Raw genomic sequence first — 21,283 nt, 5'->3', positions numbered from 1 at the left:
ATGTCCTGCAATATCCATGAAGTTTCGGATTGGTTGTCTCCGTGGGCACCTGTTTACGCTTACACCTTCACCTACCCAGATGCCGCGTTTGTGTTGCCAGAGATGAGAAAGCTAGGCGCATTTCACAGTGCGGAGTTGCAGTTTGTTTTTCACGCTCCCATGAATTGGTTTCGCAGTTATTTTTCTGGCGACGAACTAAAACTATCCAATGCTATGATGGATTACTGGTCACAGTTTGCGCATACTGGCAACCCGAATCGCGCGGAGCAGTTGGTTTGGCCTTTGTACGCAGAACAAAAAAATCAAATGATGTTTGATCGGAAATTGTCAATTGCCAATAACAGCAAACAAGAGGCTTGTGCTTTTTGGCGGTCGTTAGGGCTGGACAATCGACGCGCACTGCAGCAATTTGAAGTGCAGCCCATAAAAAAATAAAACCTACAAATAATTTTGCAAACGGGGTAAGTGATGGATAGCGCAAAGATGGTGGAAGCTTGGCGCGTGATGCGCATTCAAGCGGAATTGGTGGATGGCATAGAACATTTAACAGGCTTGGGACCTGCGGTGACGGTGTTTGGCAGCGCTCGGCTACAAGAATCTGACGAATATTATGCAGATGCGTGTCGACTCGGGCAGTTGTTAGCTGAGGCGGGTTTAGCTGTGATTACCGGTGGCGGCCCCGGCATTATGGAAGCGGCTAATCGCGGCGCTTTTCAGCAAGGTGGGCGCTCTATCGGGTTAAATATTGAGTTGCCATTTGAGCAAGGGGCGAATCGCTATCAAACAACCACCATGACTTTTCGTTACTTTTTTGTGCGAAAAATGATGTTTGTAAAACATACGGTCGGTTTTGCAATTTATCCGGGTGGTTTTGGCACGATGGATGAATTATTTGAAGCCTTGACTTTGGTGCAGACAAAAAAAGTTTCCAAATATCCTATCGTGCTGGTGGGGCGCGATTATTGGGGTGGTTTGATGGATTGGCTGCGTAAAACGATGCTAGCTTCTGGCTGTATAGGTGAGGGTGATTTAGATTTGATTCAGTTGGTGGATACGGCTGATGAAGCGGCGCGCATCATCATTGATCGCCATCACGCTTATCCTGATGTGATAGGCGGCGGGTTTTAGTTTTTAGTCGTCTGTGCCTGCAGTGGCGACAAATTCACATTGTTTAGCATAGTGGTGAGTGCAATCAGCGGAAGCCCCACTAATGCACTGTGATCGCTGCTGGTCACAGATTCTAATAGTGCAATGCCTAACGATTCACTTTTGCAACTGCCCGCGCAATCAAAGGGTTTGTCTTGTTGTAAATAAAATGCAATTTGTTCGTCAGTGAGCGTGCGGTAGCGCACCGTGGTTGGAATCACTGCTTGTTGCAGCTTGTTGTTGATGACATCTAATAATGCAAGTGCACTGTGCAGCACCACTGTTTTGCCGCTGAGTATTTTCAGTTGCTGTACAGCAGCATCATAGCTGCCCGGTTTTCCCAATATCTGATCTTCAAAGGCGAGTGTTTGGTCGGCGCCGATAATAAAAGCGTTAGGAAATTTTTCTGCAATCGCTTGCGCTTTTTCGGCGGCCAAGCGCGCAGCGAGTATCGATGCGGATTCTCCTGTCAGTGCGAATTCGTCGATGTCGGGGCTGGCGCACACAAAGGGCAATCTCAGTGTTTCCAGCTGGGCTTTGCGGTACGGTGAGGAGGAGGCCAGTACGAGTGTTTTCATGGTGAGTTGCTGCGTGCTATGGTAATGCGGCGATATTGTCAAAACGCGGCGATGATAATTCTCGCGTAAAACGCTTTTTACGGCGATAAGGAAAAATATCTTCTACGCTGCCGTGGCTGATGCGATCTTGCATCTGACGCCAAAAATCAACATGGTATAAATCGCTGTGGTATTTCTCAAACGCGCGTTTAGCCTTGGGGTTTCCTGTAAAAAACAAGCGGAATTCTTCGGGAAAAACATCAAAAGGTCCCACGGTGTACCAAGGTGTAGATGCCATTTCTTGCTCTTCGGTCTGCGGTTCTGGGATTTCACGAAATACGCATTCTGTTAAGAAACAAATTTCATCGTAGTCATAAAAAACAACGCGGCCATGACGAGTAACCCCAAAGTTTTTTAACAGCATGTCGCCGGGGAAAATATTGGCGGCGGCAATTTGTTTGATGGCATTGCCGTATTCATCCATCGCTTCTTCAATTTGCTCGTCTGTTGCACTATTCAAATAGAGGTTTAGCGGCGTCATTTTCCTTTCGGTGTACAGGTGGCGTATCACCAGTTCGTCGCCCTCAAAAGTCAGTTGCGAGGCAGCGACGGTTTTTAGTTCGTCGAGTAGTTCTTTTGAAAAGCGCTGAAGTGGAAAGCGAAAGTGGCTGAACTCTTGTGTGTCTGCCATGCGGCCTACGCGGTCATGTCGCGATACGAGACGGTATTTTTCGCGCACGGTTTCATGGCTCATCTCTTTGGGAGGATCAAAACGATCTTTAATGATTTTGAACACAATGCCATAAGAGGGTAGCGTAAATACCGACATCACCATGCCTTTAATGCCAGGGGCAATGATGAATTGATCATCAGAGTGTTGTAGGTGCTCCAGAAAGCTGCGATAGAACTCGGTTTTGCCGTGTTTATTTTGTCCGATAGCGTTGTAAAGCTCAGAAATTTCTTTGTTGGGCATCAGTTGCTTCAAGAACGCGACAATCTGCCCTGGAATGGGTGTGTCCACCATGAAATACGAGCGCGTAAAAGAAAAAATGATACTGACATCATCAGCATCAAAAATAGAGGTGTCGACATAGATCGCGCCGCGTTCATTGTTGATCAGTGGAATGACAAACGGCATTTGGCGGTCGCTGCTGTAAATGCGTCCGACTAAGTAAGCACCTTTGTTGCGATAAAAATTGACTTCAGTAATTCAACCGTGATGCCGTCGCGTGCTGCGGGCATGTTGGGCAGTACGCGCTCTTTGATAGCTAGCACGATATTGCGCACATCGCGCTCAATATCTTCCATTGCGATATTGAGTTGGTAATCGGCGAGGATGCGATAAATCAGTGCGCGCACACTGTTGCCAATGGAGTAGTGATTAACCAAGCTGTCGTCAGTTTGGTTGGGAAGTGTGCCGGCATCTCCTGTGACAAACATCATTTTGTCGTCGATGCGCACATGACCAAACAGGTAACAGCACACGGAGTTATAGAAGGTTTCTAGTAGCTCGCGGTTATCGAGTGTCTCGATATGGTTGCGAAACACGGGTTTGAGCGTGCGCCAGAACTGGCTGTCGGCACAGGCTGTGCCTAGCTGTTGTTGCAGCTCCTCGGTGATTTCAACGACAATTTCTTTATATAAATCAATGCGTTGCCTGGAAACTTCCTGTGCCTCTACCCATTGGGCTTTTTCAAAGAGCCCACGAGCGCCCTGCGTCATCAGCTGAAAGCATTGAAAATAGCGTCCAAAGCCGGTAAGAATAAGGCCGGTGGCCTGCTCAAGGTTTGACATCTGGTTGATTGCCCCCTGTTTTATGGGCAAACATCCTACCATGCAGACAAATAACGCCATGAAGAAAAGGCATGCGATGCAGATAACAAATAGACAGCAGAAAGCAGTTGTTTCTCACCATAACACCATGTGGGTGCGTTCGTTATTTTTGACGACGGCGTTGCTGTGTACCTCATGGGCGGATGCGGCGTTTTATGTGTATCGCGGCCCACACGGCGAAAAAATGGTGACCAATATTCCGCGCAACGAATACGGCTACAAATTGCTCGGGCAAGATGAAAATGTAGAAGGCGTCAGTAAGTTTATGGGGCGCAAGGGTTGGACAGCTGCAGACTTACCAACTTGGGCCAAAGCTGGTAAACCCTACAAAAGGAAATGGGTAAATTCTTCCGAGTTTGATTCGCATATTCGCATTGCAGCATTAAAATATGGCGTTGAGCCGGCCTTGGTGAAAGCGGTTATTCAAGTGGAGTCAAATTTTGATCCTGAGGCCGTGTCGCGCGCCGGTGCTCGTGGTTTGATGCAGTTGATGCCAGGCACGGCAGCGCAATATTCTCTCGGCATGCAGCAAATTTATAACCCACAAAGAAATATTGAAGCGGGTGTGCGGCACTTGGCTTACCTCAAAACACTATTTCCCAATAACACGCCGTTTGTGCTCGCTGCTTACAACGCGGGCGAAAATAATGTGATTAAGCACAACGGTATTCCGCCGTTTCCTGAAACGGTAAATTATGTGCAGAAAGTGGCTTATTCGCACAATATTTTTAAGCGTACTTTCTTCTAAAGCAAGATGACGAACTATTGAAGCAGAGGAGATAGCTTGCTGTTTAATATGGGAGCTATTTTTTCGGAGACTTTTTCTGCATAAAAATGTGCTCCGGTTTTATTCCAGTGTGAATCGACGCGGAAATTTAGCGGGAACCGATCCGTTGATCTGAATTCGTCCAGTAGCGTAAAAGTGGGGAACGGCGTTTCTGCCTGTTTGCTGGAGAAATAGCGATAGTTTTCCAGTGCGTAAGGCCCCAGTGTGTCAAAACTGCCATTCTCCCAAGACTCAGGGGCTTCCTTATCAGTGTATTGCCAATGGCGCGGCGGGATAAACACAATAAATGGCACATCAAACTGGTCGTTAATATAGCTATTCATCTGTAACAGCGTGGCGTAAATATCATCAAACAGGTTGAGAGATTCTTCCATTGGCTGACGCGCCACAAAATAGCCGCCCGCACCGGAGTAACCAAACAGCTTTGTGTGCCAGTCAACTATTGGCTCAATCGCCCCTAGCAGCTCCTTGAGTACAAAACAAAACCGCGGATAGCGCACGACATAGCGGTAAAACCCTCGTTGTTGCAAAGTGGATTTATAAAACCATTCATCGCGATAGTCGGACATGTCCAGCGTTAGTAGTATCAGATCTGGTTTGTATTTTTTTCCAATATCCTGCAATAGCCTTAGATCTAGAATGGGAGAACTGGATGTCCAGCCAAAGTTGATGACATTGATGTCATTGCGGCGATATTTTTCTCGCAGAATCATTTCTAGTTGTGTTGGTGGCGCTTGCGTTGGATTGAGAAGAAATCCGTAGGTAAAGGAGTCGCCTAAAAAATGATATTGAAATCACTGTCTTTGATGTTGCTAGCTTCGTGGTGCGAGCGAATATTGTCGCTGTTGATGCCGCTGAAGTGTTTGTCGTCTTGCGACATTCTGTGGTCTGGGTCTGCCACGATTTTTGCAAACATCTCCATCTTGAATAAAAATCCAGGTAGTTTGATAGCCAAAAAAGCAACAAGGCACAGAAGAATAGTTGCATGCAAAAGTCGGATGGGTTTTGCATAGAAATATTTGATTAATCGTTGCATGTTATTTTGGATTCTGTCGTAGCGTCTCAAATAGACACACACCTGTTGCTACCGAGACATTCAAGCTGCTGGTTTCGCCTTGCATGGGAATGGACACCAATTCATCGCAGTGTTCTTTGGTCAGGCGACGCATGCCGCCGCCTTCTGCTCCCATGACCAAGGCCATCGGCAGAGACAATTTTGTTTCGTAGAGTGAGGCCGTGGCTTCGCCTGCGGTGCCAATGATCCAAACGCCCGCTTGCTGTAGCTGTTTGAGTGTGCGCGCCAAATTGGTGACTACCACCAGCGGTAAGTAATCGGCTGCACCTGCTGCGACTTTGCGCACGGTGCTGTTCATGCCGGCAGAGTTGTCGCGCGGCACCACCACCGCATGTGCGCCAGCGGCTTCTGCGGTGCGGATGCAAGCGCCGAGGTTGTGGGGGTCGGTTACGCCGTCTAAAACCAATAGCAGCAATTTTTTGCCGTGTTGCTCAACTAAGGTGAGTAAAAAATCTTCGTCGTACTGCTCACCTTGTTGACACTCAGCAATGATGCCTTGGTGATTGCCTGCGCACAGTTTGTCCAGCTGTTTGCGCGGTGTGTGGATGATTTCGATGTTGTTGCGCTGTGCGGCATCAATGATTTTTTGCACACGCTCGTCTTGGCGGCCTTGCTGCACATGAATGCGCAGTAAGCGCTGCGGTTGTGATTTTAGGATAGAGGTAACGCTGTGGATGCCGTGTACCCATTCGTGTTGGCTCATGATTTCTTGCTGCCTTTCTTGAGTTCTTTTTTGCTTCGTTTAGTCGCGCCAGCCGTTTTCTCTAGCATTTCCAAATCAATTTTCCTGTCGTCAAGATCGACGCGGATAACGCGCACCTTCACGCTGTCGCCCAAGCGATAAATGTCGCCACCGCGCTCGCCGATCAATCGCTGATTAGCGGCATCAAAGCGGTAGTAGTCGCGTTTGAGCATGGTGACATGCACCAATCCTTCTATATAAATGTCTTTGAGTTCGACAAATAAACCAAAATTGGTGACGGCGTTGATGACGCCCTCAAAACTGTCGCCCACATGCTCCAGTAGGTATTCGCATTTGAGCCAAGCGACCACATCGCGCGAGGCTTCGTCAGCGCGGCGTTCGCAGGAGGAACATTGCGCGCCGAATGCATCCATGGCGGCATCGTCATACGGGTAGATTTTTTTCTGCGGCAGTGCGGGAGCGGTTTCAACGCAGCGCACGGTTTTTAATTCGCGCTGATTGCGAATGAGATAGCGAATAGCGCGATGAACCAACAAATCAGGATAGCGTCGTATCGGCGAAGTGAAGTGTGTGTAGCTGGGGTAGCCGAGGCCAAAATGCCCGATGTTATCCGGCTGGTACACGGCTTGGCTCATGGAGCGCAGCAGCATGGTTTGAATCAAATGTGCATCGTTGCGCTCGGCAACGGCACCGAGTAGGGCTTGATAATCCTTTGGTGTAGGTTTTTCGCCGCCGCTGAGTGAGAGGCCTAAGCCGCCGAGAAACGCGCGCAGATTTTTGAGTTTCTCTTCGCTGGGGCCTTCGTGCACGCGAAACAAAGCAGGTATTTTTTGTTTTTCCAACAGCGCCGCCGCACAGGTGTTGGCAGCCAACATACATTCTTCTATCAGTTTGTGCGCTTCATTGCGTACCACGGGAATAATACGCTCAATTTTTTTATCGGCACTGAACAGGATGCGCGTTTCTTGGGTGTCAAAATCCATCGCGCCGCGTACATCGCGCGCAGCATGCAATGCTTTATATAGAAGATAGAGTTGATCGATGTGCGGCACCAAATCAGCGTGCTGTTGCCGTGTGGCGCTGTTGCTATCGGCTTGCTCGGCAATAATGTTGGCGACGGTGGTGTAAGTGAAGCGCGCCTGCGAATGCATCAAGCCTTCATAAAATTGAAAGCTGGATACGCGACCTGCCGCGCTAATTTTCATCTCACACACCATGCACAGACGATCGACATGCGGATTTAACGAACATAGACCATTCGATAATTTCTCCGGCAACATGGGTACAACACTGCCAGGAAAATACACCGAGGTGGCGCGATGAGTGGCTTCGCGATCGAGCGGGCTGTTCGGTGTCACATAATGCGAAACATCGGCGATGGCAACATACAGCGTCCAACCGCCACCTTTGCGTGCTTCGCAATACACGGCATCGTCAAAATCGCGCGCGTCTTCGCCATCAATGGTGACTAAAGGCAAGTGGCGCAAATCCACGCGATGTTTTTTGTCTTTTGCTAAAACGGTATCGGCCAGTGCATTGGCTTCTTTTTCCACATCGTCAGGCCACTGCCAAGGAATGCCGTGATTGTGCACAGCGATGCGGATTTCCATGCCAGGATCGAGATGGTCGCCGAGCACTTCGGTAATGCGTCCTGTCGCCATGTGGTGATTGTCGGGATAGCGTTCGATATCCACGATCACCATTTGCCCATTTTTAGCGCCGTTGCGATGTTGCGACGGAATGAGAATTTGCATGGCAATGCGCGTGCTGTCTGGTTTTACAAACAGCACGCCGTTTTCTTCGATCAATTTTCCTGCCAGTTGTTGATGCGCGTGTTGTAGCACTTCAACGATATGTGCTTCCACGCGACCGCGTTTGTCGATGCTGCACGGGCTGGCCAATACAGTGTCGCCATCAAAAACTTTGTGCATTTCGCGCGCGCTGAGAAACAGATCTTTACCGCCATCTTCAGGGCGCAGAAAACCAAAACCATCGCGATGCGCGAGCACTTGGCCTTTTACCAAATTCGCTTTGTGTGCAGGGACAAAACCGTCGCGGCGGTTTTGCAGTAATTGTCCATCGCGACACATGGCGCCGAGGCGGCGGCGCAGTGCTTCTATTTGTTCTTCGTCGCGAATTTTTAGCGCGGTGCACAGTGCAGGGTGATCCATCGGCCCTTTGCTGTTTTCCAAAATAGAGAGGATGAACTCGCGGCTGGGAATGGGGTTGCTGTATTTTTCTGCTTCGCGACGATGGTGTGGGTCGCGCACGGTTTTGGCTTTGCCTGCGGCTGGTGGTGCTGAAGATTTTTTTGTCTTTTTCATTGGTGCGCCGTGAAGTGGGCAGAGCGATGGGATTGGTTGAATTGCTGTGCCGGATTATTGCAGAGCGCGCCGCGCATAGCTACGCGAGCGTTGACAGTGTGCAGCCCTGCCAGTACAGTTCGCGCCCTGAGCCCAGATGGCGGAATGGTAGACGCGCTAGCTTCAGGTGTTAGTGACTTATGGTCGTGGAGGTTCAAGTCCTCTTCTGGGCACCAATTAAATAGAGACAGATAAAAAGCCTCGCTAGTCGAGGCTTTTTTGTGTGCGCAAGATTTGCTGGTATTCCTGCTGTGCTTGTTGAATCGGCTATGATGAGCACGCTGCTTCTATTCATTTATCTCTGCATAACATTCAGGTGAAAGAAATGCGTCTGCGATTGCTCTCGGTGCTTGTGCTCTTGTCAGGTTTGTTGCAAACGGCGTTTGCAGAAGAAATTGGCCATGTGGATACCGTGTTCAAATGGGTAGGCCCCGATCACAAAATTGTGGTGGAAGCGTTTGATGATCCGCAGGTGCAAGGCATTTCTTGTTATGTGTCGCGCGCTAAAACAGGCGGCATTAAAGGCGCGTTTGGTTTGGCAGAAGATCCGTCTAATTTTTCTGTCACCTGTCAGCAGGTGGGGGCGATCAGTTTTCTGGAGCCGCTGCCGCGCAAGCAATCGGTTTTCAAAGAAGGTGCATCGTTGGTGTTCAAGCATGTGCAAGTGGTGCGTATGGTGGATGAGAAGCGCAACACACTGGTGTACCTAACTTATTCCGATCGCGTGATTGAAGGCAGCCCTGAAAATTCAGTCACCGCGTTTGCGATTCGCGATCAAAAAATTCCGCTGAAGTGATTTCGTTGAGATAAAAAAAAGCCCGACTCTCTGGGGGGAGGAAATCGGGCAAAGACCATTAAGGAGTGAAACATTTAAGGAACTGAACCCTATGGACGGCTTGCGCTGCCCAACCCTTCTGACTTGTGGGGGGGGGGGGGTCAAAAGGGCGAGTTCAGTATCGGCCAACCGAGCCAGAAAGCCAAGCGCTATTTTCTTGGAAAGCGAAAAAAGAAATTTATCTAGGTCTATTTCTTTATTTATCAATTAGTTATGGGTTGTTTCTGATGTTTAAGGTGCAGACTTTCAACAAGATTGCCGTAAAAGGCCTCAATCAATTCGGCAGAGACAAGTACGAGGTGGCCAGTGAGATCAGCCACCCGGATGCCATCATGCTACGCAGCCATAAACTGGCTGCGGCAGATGTGGGCGAGAGCGTGCTAGCCATTGGTCGAGCTGGCGCAGGGGTCAATAATGTCCCCGTGGCAGAGATGACGGAGCGTGGCATCGTGGTCTTTAACGCCCCTGGTGCCAATGCCAATGCAGTGAAGGAATTGGTGCTGGCGGCGATGCTGCTGGCCTCCAGAGACATTCTGGGCGGTGTGCGCTTTGTGCGAGATGAGCAGCAGGAAACCGACGACGCGGCGCTGTCGCGCCTGCTGGAGGCGGAAAAGAAACGCTTTGCGGGGTATGAGCTGGCCGGCAAGACGCTGGGGGTGGTCGGACTGGGTTCTATAGGCTCGCTGGTAGCCAATATGGCGCTGGAGCTGGATATGCAGGTGCTGGGCTTTGACCCCGCTATCTCGGTCGATGCCGCTTGGCGTTTGTCGCACCGCGTACAGCGCGCCGAGAACTTGCAGAGCTTGGTGTCGCGCTCCGATTTCATCACCCTGCATTTGCCGGTGCTGGATGCCACGCGCGGTATGGTCAATGCCGAACTGCTCAAGGCTTTTCGCCCTGGGGCTTGTTTGCTCAACTTTGCCCGCGAAGAGATCGTGGATAACGCGGCGGTGCTGCAGGCACTGGAGCAAGGGCAGTTGGGGCGATATATCACCGATTTCCCCACACTGGCGCTGCTGAAACACCCGCGCGTGATTCCAATGCCGCATATTGGTGCCAGTACGGAAGAGGCGGAAGAAAACTGCGCGGTGATGGTGGCGAACCAGCTGCAGGACTTTCTGGAGAACGGCAATATCCGCAATGCTGTCAATTTTCCTTCCGTGTCGTTGGAGCGCACGGCGGGCTTCCGGCTCGCTGTCACCAATCGCAATGTTCCCAAAATGTTGGGACAGGTGCTGTCGGTGATCGCGGAGTCCGATATCAATGTCGCGGACATGATCAACAAAAGCCGCAATGACATCGCCTACAACTTGATCGATATTGCCGCGCAGCCAGACGCCGTCACGCTGGATAGAATTCGCGCTATCGATGGTGTTATCAATGTGCGTTTGATTGATTTTTGAGCAGCGGCCCTCGGGTTTATCTGCTCGGCGGCTAGCGTGTAGAATGCCCCAATCTTCAACAATTACTTTAAGAATTCGCTCTGACTGATCTTTCGCTAAAGTTGTTTATTTTCAATGAGTTGCGTTTGATTTCTAAGGAATAGAATTAAGGGTTTTCTCTCTATGCGGCTCAAACATGTCAAGCTGGCTGGCTTCAAATCTTTTGTGGATCCCACCACGGCCACCTTTCCCAGCAACCTCACCGCCATCGTAGGACCTAACGGCTGCGGTAAATCCAACATCATCGATGCCGTGCGCTGGGTAATGGGTGAGTCTTCCGCCAGAAACCTGCGCGGCGAGGCGATGACCGATGTAATTTTCAATGGCTCCAACAGTCGCAAGCCGGCAGGTCAGGCGAGTGTCGAACTAATTTTTGATAACTCGGATCACACCCTGTTGGGCGAGTACGCCGCTTACAGCGAAATTTCGATTCGTCGTTTGGTGACGCGCGATGGGCAGTCGCAGTATTTCCTAAATGGCACCAAATGCCGCCGCCGTGACATCACTGATATTTTCCTTGGCACCGGTTTGGGGCCGCGCAGTTATTCCATCATTGAGCAGGGCATGATTTCGCGCTTGATCGAAGCGAAGCCAGAAGATCTGCGCGTGTTCATCGAAGAAGCTGCCGGCATTTCCAAATACAAAGAGCGCCGCAAAGATACCGAAAGCCGTATGAAGCGCACACGCGAAAACTTGGAGCGTTTGACCGATATTCGTGAAGAGTTGGAACGCCAGTTGATGCACTTGCAGCGCCAAGCGGCCGCGGCAGAGAAATATGGCATCTATAAAGAGGAAGAACGCTTGCTGAAAGCGCAGTTGGCGGCGTTCCGTTGGCAGAAACTGGATGGCGAAGTAAGCCAGCGCGATCATTTGATTCGCGAGCTGGAAGTGCAGGTGGAGGCCTTGGTCACAGCGCAGGTTTCTATCGACACGCGCATTGAAAAATTGCGCACGGATTTCACTGAGCAGACCGACCGTCTGAATACTGTGCAAGCGAGCTATTACGCCAGCGGTTCAGAAGTGGAACGCATTGAGCAAACGATTCGTTTCAACCAAGAGCGTGTGCGCAATTTGCGCGAAGATTTGACGCAAACCGATAACAGCATCGGCGAATCGCAGCGTTTGCTGCAACAAGACGAAGAGAAAATTGCCATTTGGCGCGGCGAGCTGGACGAGTTGCTGCCTGAGCTGGAAATGGGGCGCGAAAGCGAGTTGGAGTTGTCTGAATTGCTGGTGCAAGCCGAACAGGCCATGCAGCGCTGGCAGCAGGAATGGGATGATTTCAACCAAGCCGCCAATGCGCCGCGACAAGAAGTAGAAGTGCAGCAGTCGCGTTTGCTGCATTTTGAAAAATCACTGGCTCGCATGGGTGAGCGCATCGAACGATTGGAGCAAGAAAAGAAAGATTTAATTCAAGATTCTGAAGAACAAGAAATTTTGTTGCTGCGCGAGCAGTTGGCAGAATTGGATGCACAGGCAGAAGGGCAGCAAACGGAATTGGATGCCTTGATGCAAACCATCGGCACTTTGCGCGATGAAAATGTGCAGCGCGTGAAGTCATTAGATGCCGCGCGCTTGCAGTTGCAAACCCTGAGCGGACGACAGGCTTCGTTGCAGGCTTTACAGCAAGCGGCGTTGGGTAGTGGCGATGAAAGCGTCAATACTTGGTTGGCCTCACAGCAGTTAGAAAAAAATCAGCGTTTGGCTGAAAAACTGCGCGTAAACAGCGGTTGGGAAGTGGCTGTAGAAACTGTGCTCGGTAATTATCTGCAAGCCGTGTGCGTAGAGAGTCTCGACACATTCGCACAACAAGCAGCCGCGATGGAGAAGGGCAGCTTGGTGTTGTTGGATGCGGCAAATGCCATTTCAAATACCGGCAGCGGCGATTGGCTGGCGCAAAAAATTGAAGGCAGCACGCAAGCCAATGCCTTGTTGGCGGGTGTGCGTTGCGCGGAATCACTAGAGGCTGCGTTGGCCTTGCGCGCTCAATTGGCTGCGGGCGAATCCGTGGTTACACGCGAAGGGATTTGGCTGGGCAGCAATTGGCTGCGCGTGTCGCGTGACACCGATGTACACGGCGGTGTGTTGGCGCGCAAAGCCGAATTAGAAACGATTTCTGCTGAATTGGAGCAAGTGCAAGCTGCTGTTGATCAGTTGGATCAGGATTTACAAGCTTCGCGCACCGCACTGACTGACAAGGAGACGCAGTTGGAGGCGACGCGCCAAGCCCTCGCTGCGTTGACGCGCAAACACGGCGAAACACGCGCGCAATTGTCTGCGCGTGAAGCGCGCGTGGAGCAAATTTTGACGCGCCGCGATGCGCTGGTGCATGAAATTGGCGAAATTCAAGAGCACTTGGCTGTTGAAAAAGAAGCGCAAGCAGAAGCGCGTGCTATTTTGGAAGCGGCGATTGAAAGCATGGAGCGCGACACGCAGCGCCGTGAAGCGCTGCTGGATGTGCGCGATAAAAATCGTCAAACACTGGACGATGTGCGCCAAAAAACACAGCATCAACGCAATCGTACACATGAGCTGGCGATGCGCGAGCAATCTCTGCGCGCCCAGTTGGATGCGATGGTGCAATCTATTGAACGCTTGCGACAACAAGTGGCGAGTTTGAATGAGCGGCGCGTGCAGCTGAGCGAGAGCCTCGAGCACAACGATGATCCAAATGAAGAATTGAAATTGCAATTGGAAGAAAAACTGCAGCAGCGTTTGTTGATTGAAGATCAATTAAAACAGGCGCGCATTATTCTCGATGAAGTGTCGCATGATTTGCGCGAAGCTGAGCAAAACCGCTCCGTGGCAGATCGCAATACACAAGGCGCGCGTTCTCGTTTAGAGCAAGAGCGTATGGCGGCGCAAGAGGCGCAAATTCGTCGCAAAACGCTGGATGAGCAGTTGAGCGAAACCGAGTTTGATCGCGGTGTGTTGTTGAATGAGTTGCCAGAAGATATCAGTGAAGAGCGTTGGGTGGCTGATTTAGAGCAGGTGTCGGTGCGCATTTCGCGCCTTGGCCCACTTAACTTGGCAGCTATCGATGAATATAAAGCGCAATCGGAGAGAAAAACTTATCTCGATGCGCAAAACGATGATTTGCAAGAAGCCCTGCAAACCTTGGAAAACGCTATTCGAAAAATTGATCGTGAAACGCGCACGCGCTTCAAAGAAACCTTCGATAGCATCAACAGCGGCTTCCAAGAATTGTTCCCGAAAGTATTCGGAGGCGGTCATGCGTATTTGGAAATGACGGGCGAAGATTTGCTGGATACCGGCGTATCCATCATGGCGCGGCCACCGGGCAAACGAAACAGCACGATACATTTGTTGTCGGGTGGTGAAAAAGCCATGACAGCGATCGCGCTGGTGTTTTCTATCTTCCGTTTGAATCCTGCACCGTTCTGTATTTTGGACGAGGTAGATGCACTTTTGGATGACGCGAATGTCGGGCGTTATTCCAAAATGGTGGTGGAGATGAGTGAAAAAGTGCAGTTTATTTTCATCACGCACAATAAAGTGACGATGGAGGCTGCCAATCAGTTGATGGGTGTCACCATGCACGAGCCGGGCGCGTCGCGTTTGGTATCGGTGGATGTAAACGAAGCCGTGGAGTTAGCAGCTGTATAGCGAGGAGTGAGTATGCGCCGTTGGTTGGTATTGCTGTCGGGATTGTTGGTTGCCAATATTTCTTTGGCGCAAGATGTGCGCAACGCTGTAGTGCAAATTTTTAATCAAGGTCATGATGTTAATTTCCAATACCCGTGGCAAAACGGCGACATGGTGTCGGGTTCCGGTACCGGTGTCATTATTGCTGGCAATCGCATCTTAACGAACGCGCATGTGGTGGATAACAGCTTGCTGTTGCAAGTGCGCAAAGTGGGTTCGGATAAAAAATTCACCGCTGAAGTGGCTTTTATGTCGGATGAACGCGATTTGGCGTTAGTGACAGTGAAAGATCCTGAGTTTTTCCGTGGCACTGAAGCCATGAGCTTAGGTGCGCTGCCTTTGTTGGGCGATGAGGTGACAACTTACGGTTTCCCAGTGGGCGGCACGCAGCTGGCAATTACACGCGGTGTGGTCTCGCGTATTGATTACGATGTTTACGCACACTCTGGTTACCCCAATTTAATTTGCCAAGTGGATGCGGCCATCAATCCCGGTGCCAGTGGTGGTCCGGCAATTGTGAATGGACATCTTGCAGGCTTAAATTTTCAAGGCTTGCCCAGCGCTAAAGCTGCCAATGTGGGCTATATCATTCCGCCACCTGTCATTGAATCTTTCTTAAAAGATATTGCCGATGGAAAGGTAGATGGCGTGCCAGAAATAGCTGTTGTGACACAAAGCACAGAAAACCCGCAGCTGCGTCAACGCTATGCTTTAGCAGAGCAAGATGGTGGCGTATTGATCACCAGCCTTTCTGGCTTGGAAAAAGAAAAAGGTTTGTTTAAAGAGGGAGATGTCGTGGTGTCGATAGATGGACAATCTATCGGCAATGACAGCACGGTGCGCTTTGCTACCGCAGATCGCATCGATATGAATATTTTGATCGCTCGGCGACAGTTGGGTGAGAGTCTTCCGATCTCAGTGATTCGCGAAGGCAAAAAAATAGATATCAGTTATCCACTGACTTATACCCTGAAAGATGCGCGTATTTTACCTGGGCATCAATCCAATTTTGTGCCGGACTATGAAGTAATCGGTGGCTTGGTTGTTGTGGAAGTGAATCAAGACATGATGCGCGGTTGGAAATTTATTCCGCCGGTTGTTGATATTCAGCGGTTTGAATATCGCAAGACGGGCGCGGCAGTTGAAGATCGCCTGTTGATGGTGATAAACATTCTGCCTGACGAAATGAATATAGGTTACGAGTATTTGCAGTTTAGTATCATCGACAAAGTGAACAATATTTCAGTGTCTAATTTGCAGCAATTGCGTGAGCAGATAAAAAGATTGATAGTGAATATCTCGCGCTGGGTTTCGCGCCACACAATCCACAAGTGCTGTTTTCGCGTAAGGTATTGGCGGAGCGAACGCCAATTATTACAGAACGCTACAAGGTAAAACCTTCCGTGAAATCCCCACCTGCGGCATCTGCAGAAATTCCGTCTGCTGCCGCTACTACGCAGTAATTATTTTGCATGGCGCCGCCGTATGTGTTGGTGCTGGATCAGGGTGGCCACAGCAGTCGTGCGTTAGTTTTTGATGCTGTTGGCTGTGTGATCGCAAATGCAAGTGAAAAAGTTTCAACGCAGTATCCTGCTGTTGGTTGTGTCGAACAAAACCCCTCAGAGATTCTGCAGTCTTTGCGCGATGTAATTGCAGCGGTTGCTGCACAGTTGGGTGATCGCTGCAAAGACATTATTGCAGCGGCATTGATCGTGCAGCGTTCTAGTCTTGTTGCTCTCGATGAGACTTCTGGTGAGCCGCTATCACCTATATTGAGTTGGCAAGACACACGGCATGCGTGTTGGCTGACAGAAAAAAGTAAAAACCAATTGTCTTTTTTGCGGCGGTTAACTGGTTTGCGTGCCAATGCCCATTACGGCGCCAGCAAAATGCGTTGGCTGCTGGATAACACGGCAGTGGTACATGCGGCGGAAAGACAAAACCGTTTATGTCTTGCACCTTTAGCGGGTTATTTGTGTCGCTGTTTAACAGAAGCTAAACACACGGCTATAGATGCAGTGATTGCTTCGAGAACTTTGTTGACAGAAATGTCGGCGCTGCAATGGTCGCCTACCTTGTTAGATTTTTTTGCTATTCCTCAAGCTGTTTTACCAGAAATGCGTGCCAGCCTTGCTGATTACGGCGAAATAGCTGTGGGCGATATTAAAGTGCCATTGCGTTTACTGGGTGGGGATCAAAGTTTTTTTATGCTGTCTTACGGGACGCAGTTTGATGACGGCACGGTATTTATCAATGCAGGTACAGGCGCATTTGTGCAGCAATGGATGCCGACGACAGATGTTCCGCAACAATTATTAGTCTCGCCATTGATGATTGCAGCTGACCCCAAAAATACCGTTGTGGTAGCAGAGGGAACGGTGAATGCGGCTGCAACAGCTTTGGATTGGTGGCAACAGCAAAGTGGCATCGTGTTATCGGACGAGTTTTGGCAGAAAGCGGAGCTTACCTGTTGCCGTTATCCCAATGAAGTGCCGGTATTTGTTAATCGCATCACGGCAAGCGGCTCGCCTGATTGGTTGCCGGCGGGCGAGTCTTTTTTCAATGCAGAAGCCGCCTTGCCATTAAAAACAATGGCAGTGTTGGAGGCTATTGTTTTTGCTTTGCAGAGAAATATGGATTTACTGGAACAGAGAAAACCGTGTAGCACGATTGTGATGAGTGGTGGGCTGTCAAAGTTGGATATTTTTTGTCAGCGTATTGCCAGTTTATCGGGGAAGCTCGTGCTGCGCAGTGATGATACGGAAGCCTGCGCGCGTGGCGCAGCCATGCAATTGCTGCCTAGTGCCACAGGTGATCAACAATTTGAACGGTTTGATCCGGTAGTCGATGAAAATTTGTGTAAACGCTATCAGCGGTGGACGACGCAAATGGATCAATTGTCTATGGCTGATGGGTGATGGAGCGGTAAGTCGCGCGTATCGGCTTTTTGCTGTCTTTTGCCTAAATATTTCTGCACCAGTGGTAATAGTTTTTCTGCTGTTGCGCGATACGCGGTTAGTTTGCCGCCGTACACACTAATCAATCCATCATCATCAAGAAAGCGTGTGTCGCGTTGGCGGAAAAATGCTTTTTGCTCAGAGGTTGGTAATACGCGTAGGCCGCTAAAGTGGGAGGCAATCGATAAATCCGCATCGGGGAAATATTGTTTTACGGTCTTGAGTAAGTACTGAATCTCTTTCTCTGTGGGTGCAGTATTTTCTGGTGCTGTTTGATATGGTGTTTCTGTGGTGCCGACGAGTGTTTTTTCATGCCAAGGCAGCACAAACACGGCGCGGCGATCATCGGCTTCTAAATAGAAACAGGCGTCACTGATTTTTTTGTTAAGAACAATGTGCGTTCCCTGCACGAGTTCTACATCTAGGTGCTCGCTGCGTCCGCAACGGTTAATCACATCATTTACCCAAGGGCCGCTGGCATTGATAAGCAGGGAGCCTTGCATCGTTTTTACGGTTTTTTTGTGATGAATGTCTAGCAGCCAGCCAGATTTTCCTTGGATGGCGCTTAGTAATTCGGCTTGTTCTAGCGCGACGCAGCTTAGCGATTCTGCGCTATTTTTAACGGCTATCGTCAACAGCTTGTCGTCAGTTTGTGCATCTTGGTAAGAAAATACAGCGAAGAGATTTTTTGTGTTTAATCCACCAAGTGTGTGCCACTGCTTGCGCGGGATAATGCGAAATTGGCTGTGTGTGTTAGTAAAGCCTGCGAGTAGGCGATAGAGCGACAGTCCAATGAAAATTTTCCACGCAGGAAGTTTTGAATGTTTGTAAATGGGGATATAGAACTGATTGATGCGTGCTAGCGATGGCGCATTTTTCAACAAGCGCTCTCTTTCTTGCAGGCATTCACGCACCAGTTTTAGCTGTCCTGTTTGTAGATAACGCAGACCACCGTGCAGTAATTTGCTGGATTTGCTAGAAGTAGCCGAGGCCCAAGTTTTTTTTTCCAGCAGTAAACAGCTGTAACCGGCGGCTGAACAGGCTTGTGCGATGCCTGCGCCATGGATACCGCCGCCGATGATGACGACATCGAAATTCGCAGGCCGCATTTTTGTATTAGTCATGTGTTCCCAATAGTTTTCCGATGGTGAAAGTTTCAATGAGGTCTGCACCGCGTTCTAATAGCGCGTGAGCGAGCGCAAGGTTATCCACTTCATAAAGAGCAACACGGCAGTTTTCCATGTGTAGCGTATTTTTCTCTGGAATGCGCAGGAAATTGCAAATAATCATTTCTGCTTGGAGTTCATTGGCGATGCTGTGGCGAGATGGCCAGTTGCGCAAGACGGCACCCAATCGTGTAAAGCCGTGGTTTTTCGCTGTGCGCAAAGCGTCAATATCAAAACTAATTAGGATGCAGCGCGATAAAACAGGCTGCAGAACATCGTGTATACGCTGCAAGCAGAATGTCGCGCCATAGTCGCGTGTTGCTTCTTCCTTTAATTCCACGAGTATTTCTATGTGTGGGTTTTTTTGTATGATGTCTACGAGTGACTGCAAGGCAGAAATCTTTACTTCGTTAAATTGATTCTGTAATCGTTCGGGTTCATTGGCACTAAATGCTGAAAGCTCAGAAAAAGTATATTGCTTCAGTTTTCCTGCAATGCCGGAAATGCGTTTTAAGTGATCATCGTGGTAGAGCACGGGGATTCCATCGCTAGAAAATTGCACATCAATTTCAATATAGTGCGCCCCGTATTCAATGGCTTTTTGGATGGCTAAAGGCGAGTTTTCAGGAAAATATTGTTGGTAGCCGCGATGTGCAATCAACTGCTGAGGGGATAATCTATTCTGATCAGGCGGCGTGGGCATGGTAACAATATAAGCTGTTGTGACTGGTTTCAGTATAGTCCTAATTTTTGAGAGGGTGCTGACAGTTTGTTAGACTGGCACCTGATGTTTTTCAAACGAGTCGAGTATTTCTATGAAAGTTGCCGTGGTTCCCGTTACCTCGTATCAACAAAATTGTTCGCTGATTTTGTGTGAAGAAACACAGCAAGTTGCTGCTGTTGATCCGGGTGGCGATTTAGAGCAGTTAGAAGCGCAAATTGCAGCCATGGGCGGCAAGTTAGCGGTGGTGTTATTGACCCATGGACATATGGATCACTGTTCACAAGCGCGTGTGTTTGCAGATCGTCACGGCGTGCAAGTGATTGGCCCGCAGAAAGAAGATAAGTTCTGGATAGATATGCTGCCGGAAACTTGCGCGCGCGTGGGCTTTCCGCCAGCGGAAGCGTTTGTGCCGGATCGCTGGTTGGAGGATGGCGACACGGTATCGTTTGGCAAAATAACTTTGCAGGTATTGCACACACCCGGCCATACACCGGGGCATGTGGTGTTCTATCACAAGGGGCAAAAGTTGGCGTTTGTCGGTGATGTGATTTTTCAAGGTTCAATTGGCCGCACAGATTTTCCGCGCGGTGATTTTGATACGCTGATCAATTCCATTAACAACAAATTATTTCCGTTGGGCGATGAGGTGACCTTCGTGCCAGGTCACGGGCCGCTCTCTACGATTGGCGAAGAAAAACGCAGCAATCCGTTTATGAGCGGCACTTATCGCTAAAAATTAGTGGTGATGACCACCTGGGCCGTGTACATGGCCGTGATCCAGTTCTTCTTGCGTAGCGGCGCGTACATCCACAATCGTGACATCGAAGTTGAGATGCTGACCGGCTAGTGGGTGGTTGGCATCAATTGTCACGGTGTTGTCGTTTACTGCGGTGACGGTGACGCGCTGCATATAACCGGATTGATCTTGTGCTTGGAAAGTCATGCCCGGCTCAATGGTGTCTGAACCTTGAAACATTTCTTTGGGCACTTGTTGAATCAGCTCCATCACCACTTCGCCGTAACCATCAGCCGGTGCAACACGCACGGTCAGTGTTTCGCCCGCTTTTTTGCCGGCCAAAGGATTTTCTAGACCAGGAATAATGTTGCCTGTGCCTTGCAGATACACCAGTGGTTCGGAGCCTGCGGAGCTATCGATGACATCACCGCCATCATTGGTGAGTGTGTAGTGAATAGAGACAACGCTGTTGTGTGCAATTTGCATGGTGTGTACTCGTGGGGTGAAAAAAATAAAAAAGGATTATTGTTGCAGAGCGTTTTTGTAGGCGTTAATTGTGCGTGCAAGACCGTTATGTAGTGCATCAACCGTCAGTGCGTGACCTATGGAAACTTCATCCAACATTGGCAATGCGTTAACCAGTGCGGGCAGATTTTCTGTGTTGAGATCGTGTCCGGCGTTCACGCCCAAACCCAGCTGTTGTGCATGTGCCGCCGCCGCCGCATGTTGTTGCAAAATGTTTTGCCAAGTGGTGTTGTCGTTTTTGCGATATTGATAGGCTTCGGCGTATGGTCCTGTATACAATTCAATGCGATCTGCGCCTATTTCTTTGGCAATGCTAATTTGCTCGCAATCAGGGTCCATAAATAAACTGACACGACAACCATAGTCGTGTAGCTGCTGAATAATAGGGCGCAAACGCTCGCCATCTTTTTGCAAATCAAATCCGTGATCAGAAGTGAGTTGGCTGTCGGCATCCGGCACGAGCGTGCACTGATGCGGTGGTGATTGTTTTACGAGTGCGATAAATCCTGGGTAAGAACCTTGCGCATCAGCAAACGGATTGCCCTCGATATTGAATTCTACTCTGGGAAAATTGGCTAGAAATTTTTTCAGCGCTGGAATATCGCTGGCACGAATGTGGCGCTGATCGGGACGAGGATGCACAGTGATGCCGTTTGCGCCCAACGCAATACATTGCTTGGCGTAGTCGAGCAAATCGGGAAAATTGCCTGCGCGGGAATTGCGCAGCAGGGCAATTTTGTTGATGTTGACGCTGAGCGCTACCACGAT

At 49.6% G+C, this 21,283-nt stretch carries 18 protein-coding genes, 1 tRNA gene and 1 pseudogene; 10 read left to right on the top strand and 10 right to left on the bottom strand.

Annotated elements, in window-relative coordinates:
• Both IPK30_00965 and IPK30_00960 read left to right on the top strand, forming a co-directional pair.
• Window positions 1-435, top strand: a complete 435-nt coding sequence (locus IPK30_00965) for a carboxylesterase family protein (protein ID MBK8101905.1) — start codon at window positions 1-3, stop codon at window positions 433-435.
• Between the two features lie 33 nt (window positions 436-468).
• Window positions 469-1,128, top strand: coding sequence for a TIGR00730 family Rossman fold protein (locus IPK30_00960; GenBank protein MBK8101904.1), 660 nt, complete (start codon window positions 469-471; stop codon window positions 1,126-1,128).
• Here the strand turns inward: IPK30_00960 and maf are convergent.
• Together maf and aceK are read right to left on the bottom strand one after the other, a co-directional pair.
• Window positions 1,125-1,724, bottom strand: a complete 600-nt coding sequence (gene maf, locus IPK30_00955; protein MBK8101903.1) for a septum formation protein Maf — start codon at window positions 1,722-1,724, stop codon at window positions 1,125-1,127. The genes IPK30_00960 and maf overlap by 4 nt on opposite strands.
• Before the next feature lie 16 nt (window positions 1,725-1,740).
• A pseudogene (gene aceK / locus IPK30_00950) lies at window positions 1,741-3,497 on the bottom strand (bifunctional isocitrate dehydrogenase kinase/phosphatase).
• 127 nt (window positions 3,498-3,624) lie between these two features.
• On the opposite strand from aceK, the gene IPK30_00945 reads away from it, so the two are divergent.
• Complete coding sequence (locus tag IPK30_00945; protein MBK8101902.1) at window positions 3,625-4,284, top strand: lytic transglycosylase domain-containing protein; 660 nt, start codon at window positions 3,625-3,627, stop codon at window positions 4,282-4,284.
• Window positions 4,285-4,298: 14 nt separating this feature from the next.
• Here IPK30_00945 and IPK30_00940 read toward each other — a convergent pair whose 3' ends face one another.
• The 4 genes from IPK30_00940 to rnr all read right to left on the bottom strand — a co-directional run bounded on the left by IPK30_00940 (window position 4,299) and on the right by rnr (window position 8,425).
• On the bottom strand, window positions 4,299-5,036 hold the full coding sequence (locus IPK30_00940; GenBank protein MBK8101901.1) for a hypothetical protein: 738 nt from the start codon (window positions 5,034-5,036) through the stop codon (window positions 4,299-4,301).
• A gap of 62 nt (window positions 5,037-5,098) precedes the next feature.
• Window positions 5,099-5,239, bottom strand: coding sequence for a hypothetical protein (locus tag IPK30_00935; GenBank protein MBK8101900.1), 141 nt, complete (start codon window positions 5,237-5,239; stop codon window positions 5,099-5,101).
• A 121-nt stretch (window positions 5,240-5,360) separates the two neighbouring features.
• Entirely contained in the window at window positions 5,361-6,101 is a 741-nt protein-coding gene (gene rlmB, locus IPK30_00930) for a 23S rRNA (guanosine(2251)-2'-O)-methyltransferase RlmB (protein ID MBK8101899.1), read from the bottom strand.
• A complete protein-coding gene (gene rnr / locus IPK30_00925; protein ID MBK8101898.1) occupies window positions 6,098-8,425 on the bottom strand; it encodes a ribonuclease R in 2,328 nt (775 codons plus the stop codon). The genes rlmB and rnr overlap by 4 nt, the downstream gene beginning before the upstream one ends.
• A gap of 130 nt (window positions 8,426-8,555) precedes the next feature.
• Between rnr and IPK30_00920 the strand changes: the two genes are divergently transcribed.
• From IPK30_00920 to IPK30_00895, 6 genes are all read left to right on the top strand, one after another.
• Window positions 8,556-8,640 (top strand) — tRNA-Leu (locus IPK30_00920).
• Between the two features lie 149 nt (window positions 8,641-8,789).
• Window positions 8,790-9,260, top strand: coding sequence for a CreA family protein (locus IPK30_00915; protein MBK8101897.1), 471 nt, complete (start codon window positions 8,790-8,792; stop codon window positions 9,258-9,260).
• A gap of 266 nt (window positions 9,261-9,526) precedes the next feature.
• Window positions 9,527-10,702 (top strand): phosphoglycerate dehydrogenase, encoded by a 1,176-nt coding sequence (locus tag IPK30_00910; protein MBK8101896.1) that lies wholly within the window; start codon window positions 9,527-9,529, stop codon window positions 10,700-10,702.
• Window positions 10,703-10,864: 162 nt separating this feature from the next.
• The gene (gene smc / locus IPK30_00905; protein ID MBK8101895.1) at window positions 10,865-14,368 is read left to right on the top strand and encodes a chromosome segregation protein SMC; all 3,504 of its coding nucleotides are present in this window, start codon (window positions 10,865-10,867) and stop codon (window positions 14,366-14,368) included.
• 12 nt (window positions 14,369-14,380) lie between these two features.
• A complete protein-coding gene (locus IPK30_00900; protein MBK8101894.1) occupies window positions 14,381-15,802 on the top strand; it encodes a trypsin-like peptidase domain-containing protein in 1,422 nt (473 codons plus the stop codon).
• A 77-nt stretch (window positions 15,803-15,879) separates the two neighbouring features.
• Window positions 15,880-17,325, top strand: a complete 1,446-nt coding sequence (locus IPK30_00895) for a hypothetical protein (GenBank protein MBK8101893.1) — start codon at window positions 15,880-15,882, stop codon at window positions 17,323-17,325.
• Here the strand turns inward: IPK30_00895 and IPK30_00890 are convergent.
• Entirely contained in the window at window positions 17,301-18,488 is a 1,188-nt protein-coding gene (locus IPK30_00890; GenBank protein MBK8101892.1) for an FAD-dependent oxidoreductase, read from the bottom strand. The two genes, IPK30_00895 and IPK30_00890, sit on opposite strands and share 25 nt — an antisense overlap.
• The gene (locus IPK30_00885; protein ID MBK8101891.1) at window positions 18,481-19,233 is read right to left on the bottom strand and encodes a hypothetical protein; all 753 of its coding nucleotides are present in this window, start codon (window positions 19,231-19,233) and stop codon (window positions 18,481-18,483) included. Before IPK30_00885 ends, IPK30_00890 begins: the two co-directional genes overlap by 8 nt.
• Before the next feature lie 112 nt (window positions 19,234-19,345).
• Here IPK30_00885 and IPK30_00880 point away from each other — a divergent pair, with 112 nt between their 5' ends.
• Window positions 19,346-19,987: an MBL fold metallo-hydrolase gene (locus IPK30_00880; GenBank protein MBK8101890.1), complete on the top strand. Its 642-nt coding sequence runs from the start codon at window positions 19,346-19,348 to the stop codon at window positions 19,985-19,987.
• Between the two features lie 3 nt (window positions 19,988-19,990).
• Here the strand turns inward: IPK30_00880 and IPK30_00875 are convergent, their stop codons facing one another.
• Window positions 19,991-20,476 carry a peptidylprolyl isomerase gene (locus tag IPK30_00875; GenBank protein ID MBK8101889.1) on the bottom strand — a complete coding sequence of 162 codons (486 nt, stop codon included), beginning with the start codon at window positions 20,474-20,476 and terminating at the stop codon, window positions 19,991-19,993.
• Between the two features lie 36 nt (window positions 20,477-20,512).
• The gene (locus IPK30_00870) at window positions 20,513-21,280 is read right to left on the bottom strand and encodes a pyridoxine 5'-phosphate synthase (GenBank protein ID MBK8101888.1); all 768 of its coding nucleotides are present in this window, start codon (window positions 21,278-21,280) and stop codon (window positions 20,513-20,515) included.
• Between the last annotated feature and the right edge of the window lie 3 nt (window positions 21,281-21,283).

This window comes from Cellvibrionales bacterium, from assembly GCA_016713115.1.
GTDB lineage: Bacteria > Pseudomonadota > Gammaproteobacteria > Pseudomonadales > UBA7239 > UBA7239.
This window is presented reverse-complemented; position numbering and strand designations above follow the sequence as displayed.

Excerpts from the sequence above, each read along its gene's own strand:
- IPK30_00965 (MBK8101905.1), top strand. The coding sequence starts at position 1 with ATGTCCTGCAATATCCATGAAGTTTCGGATTGGTTGTCTCCGTGGGCA.
- IPK30_00945 (MBK8101902.1), top strand. The coding sequence starts at position 3,625 with ATGTGGGTGCGTTCGTTATTTTTGACGACGGCGTTGCTGTGTACCTCA.
- IPK30_00880 (MBK8101890.1), top strand. The coding sequence starts at position 19,346 with ATGAAAGTTGCCGTGGTTCCCGTTACCTCGTATCAACAAAATTGTTCG.
- IPK30_00890 (MBK8101892.1), bottom strand. The coding sequence starts at position 18,488 with ATGACTAATACAAAAATGCGGCCTGCGAATTTCGATGTCGTCATCATC.
- IPK30_00940 (MBK8101901.1), bottom strand. The coding sequence starts at position 5,036 with ATGATTCTGCGAGAAAAATATCGCCGCAATGACATCAATGTCATCAAC.
- rnr (MBK8101898.1), bottom strand. The coding sequence starts at position 8,425 with ATGAAAAAGACAAAAAAATCTTCAGCACCACCAGCCGCAGGCAAAGCC.
- IPK30_00885 (MBK8101891.1), bottom strand. The coding sequence starts at position 19,233 with ATGCCCACGCCGCCTGATCAGAATAGATTATCCCCTCAGCAGTTGATT.
- IPK30_00875 (MBK8101889.1), bottom strand. The coding sequence starts at position 20,476 with ATGCAAATTGCACACAACAGCGTTGTCTCTATTCACTACACACTCACC.
- IPK30_00960 (MBK8101904.1), top strand. The coding sequence starts at position 469 with ATGGATAGCGCAAAGATGGTGGAAGCTTGGCGCGTGATGCGCATTCAA.
- maf (MBK8101903.1), bottom strand. The coding sequence starts at position 1,724 with ATGAAAACACTCGTACTGGCCTCCTCCTCACCGTACCGCAAAGCCCAG.
- rlmB (MBK8101899.1), bottom strand. The coding sequence starts at position 6,101 with ATGAGCCAACACGAATGGGTACACGGCATCCACAGCGTTACCTCTATC.
- IPK30_00915 (MBK8101897.1), top strand. The coding sequence starts at position 8,790 with ATGCGTCTGCGATTGCTCTCGGTGCTTGTGCTCTTGTCAGGTTTGTTG.
- IPK30_00900 (MBK8101894.1), top strand. The coding sequence starts at position 14,381 with ATGCGCCGTTGGTTGGTATTGCTGTCGGGATTGTTGGTTGCCAATATT.
- IPK30_00895 (MBK8101893.1), top strand. The coding sequence starts at position 15,880 with ATGGCGCCGCCGTATGTGTTGGTGCTGGATCAGGGTGGCCACAGCAGT.
- IPK30_00910 (MBK8101896.1), top strand. The coding sequence starts at position 9,527 with ATGTTTAAGGTGCAGACTTTCAACAAGATTGCCGTAAAAGGCCTCAAT.
- IPK30_00935 (MBK8101900.1), bottom strand. The coding sequence starts at position 5,239 with ATGTTTGCAAAAATCGTGGCAGACCCAGACCACAGAATGTCGCAAGAC.
- smc (MBK8101895.1), top strand. The coding sequence starts at position 10,865 with ATGCGGCTCAAACATGTCAAGCTGGCTGGCTTCAAATCTTTTGTGGAT.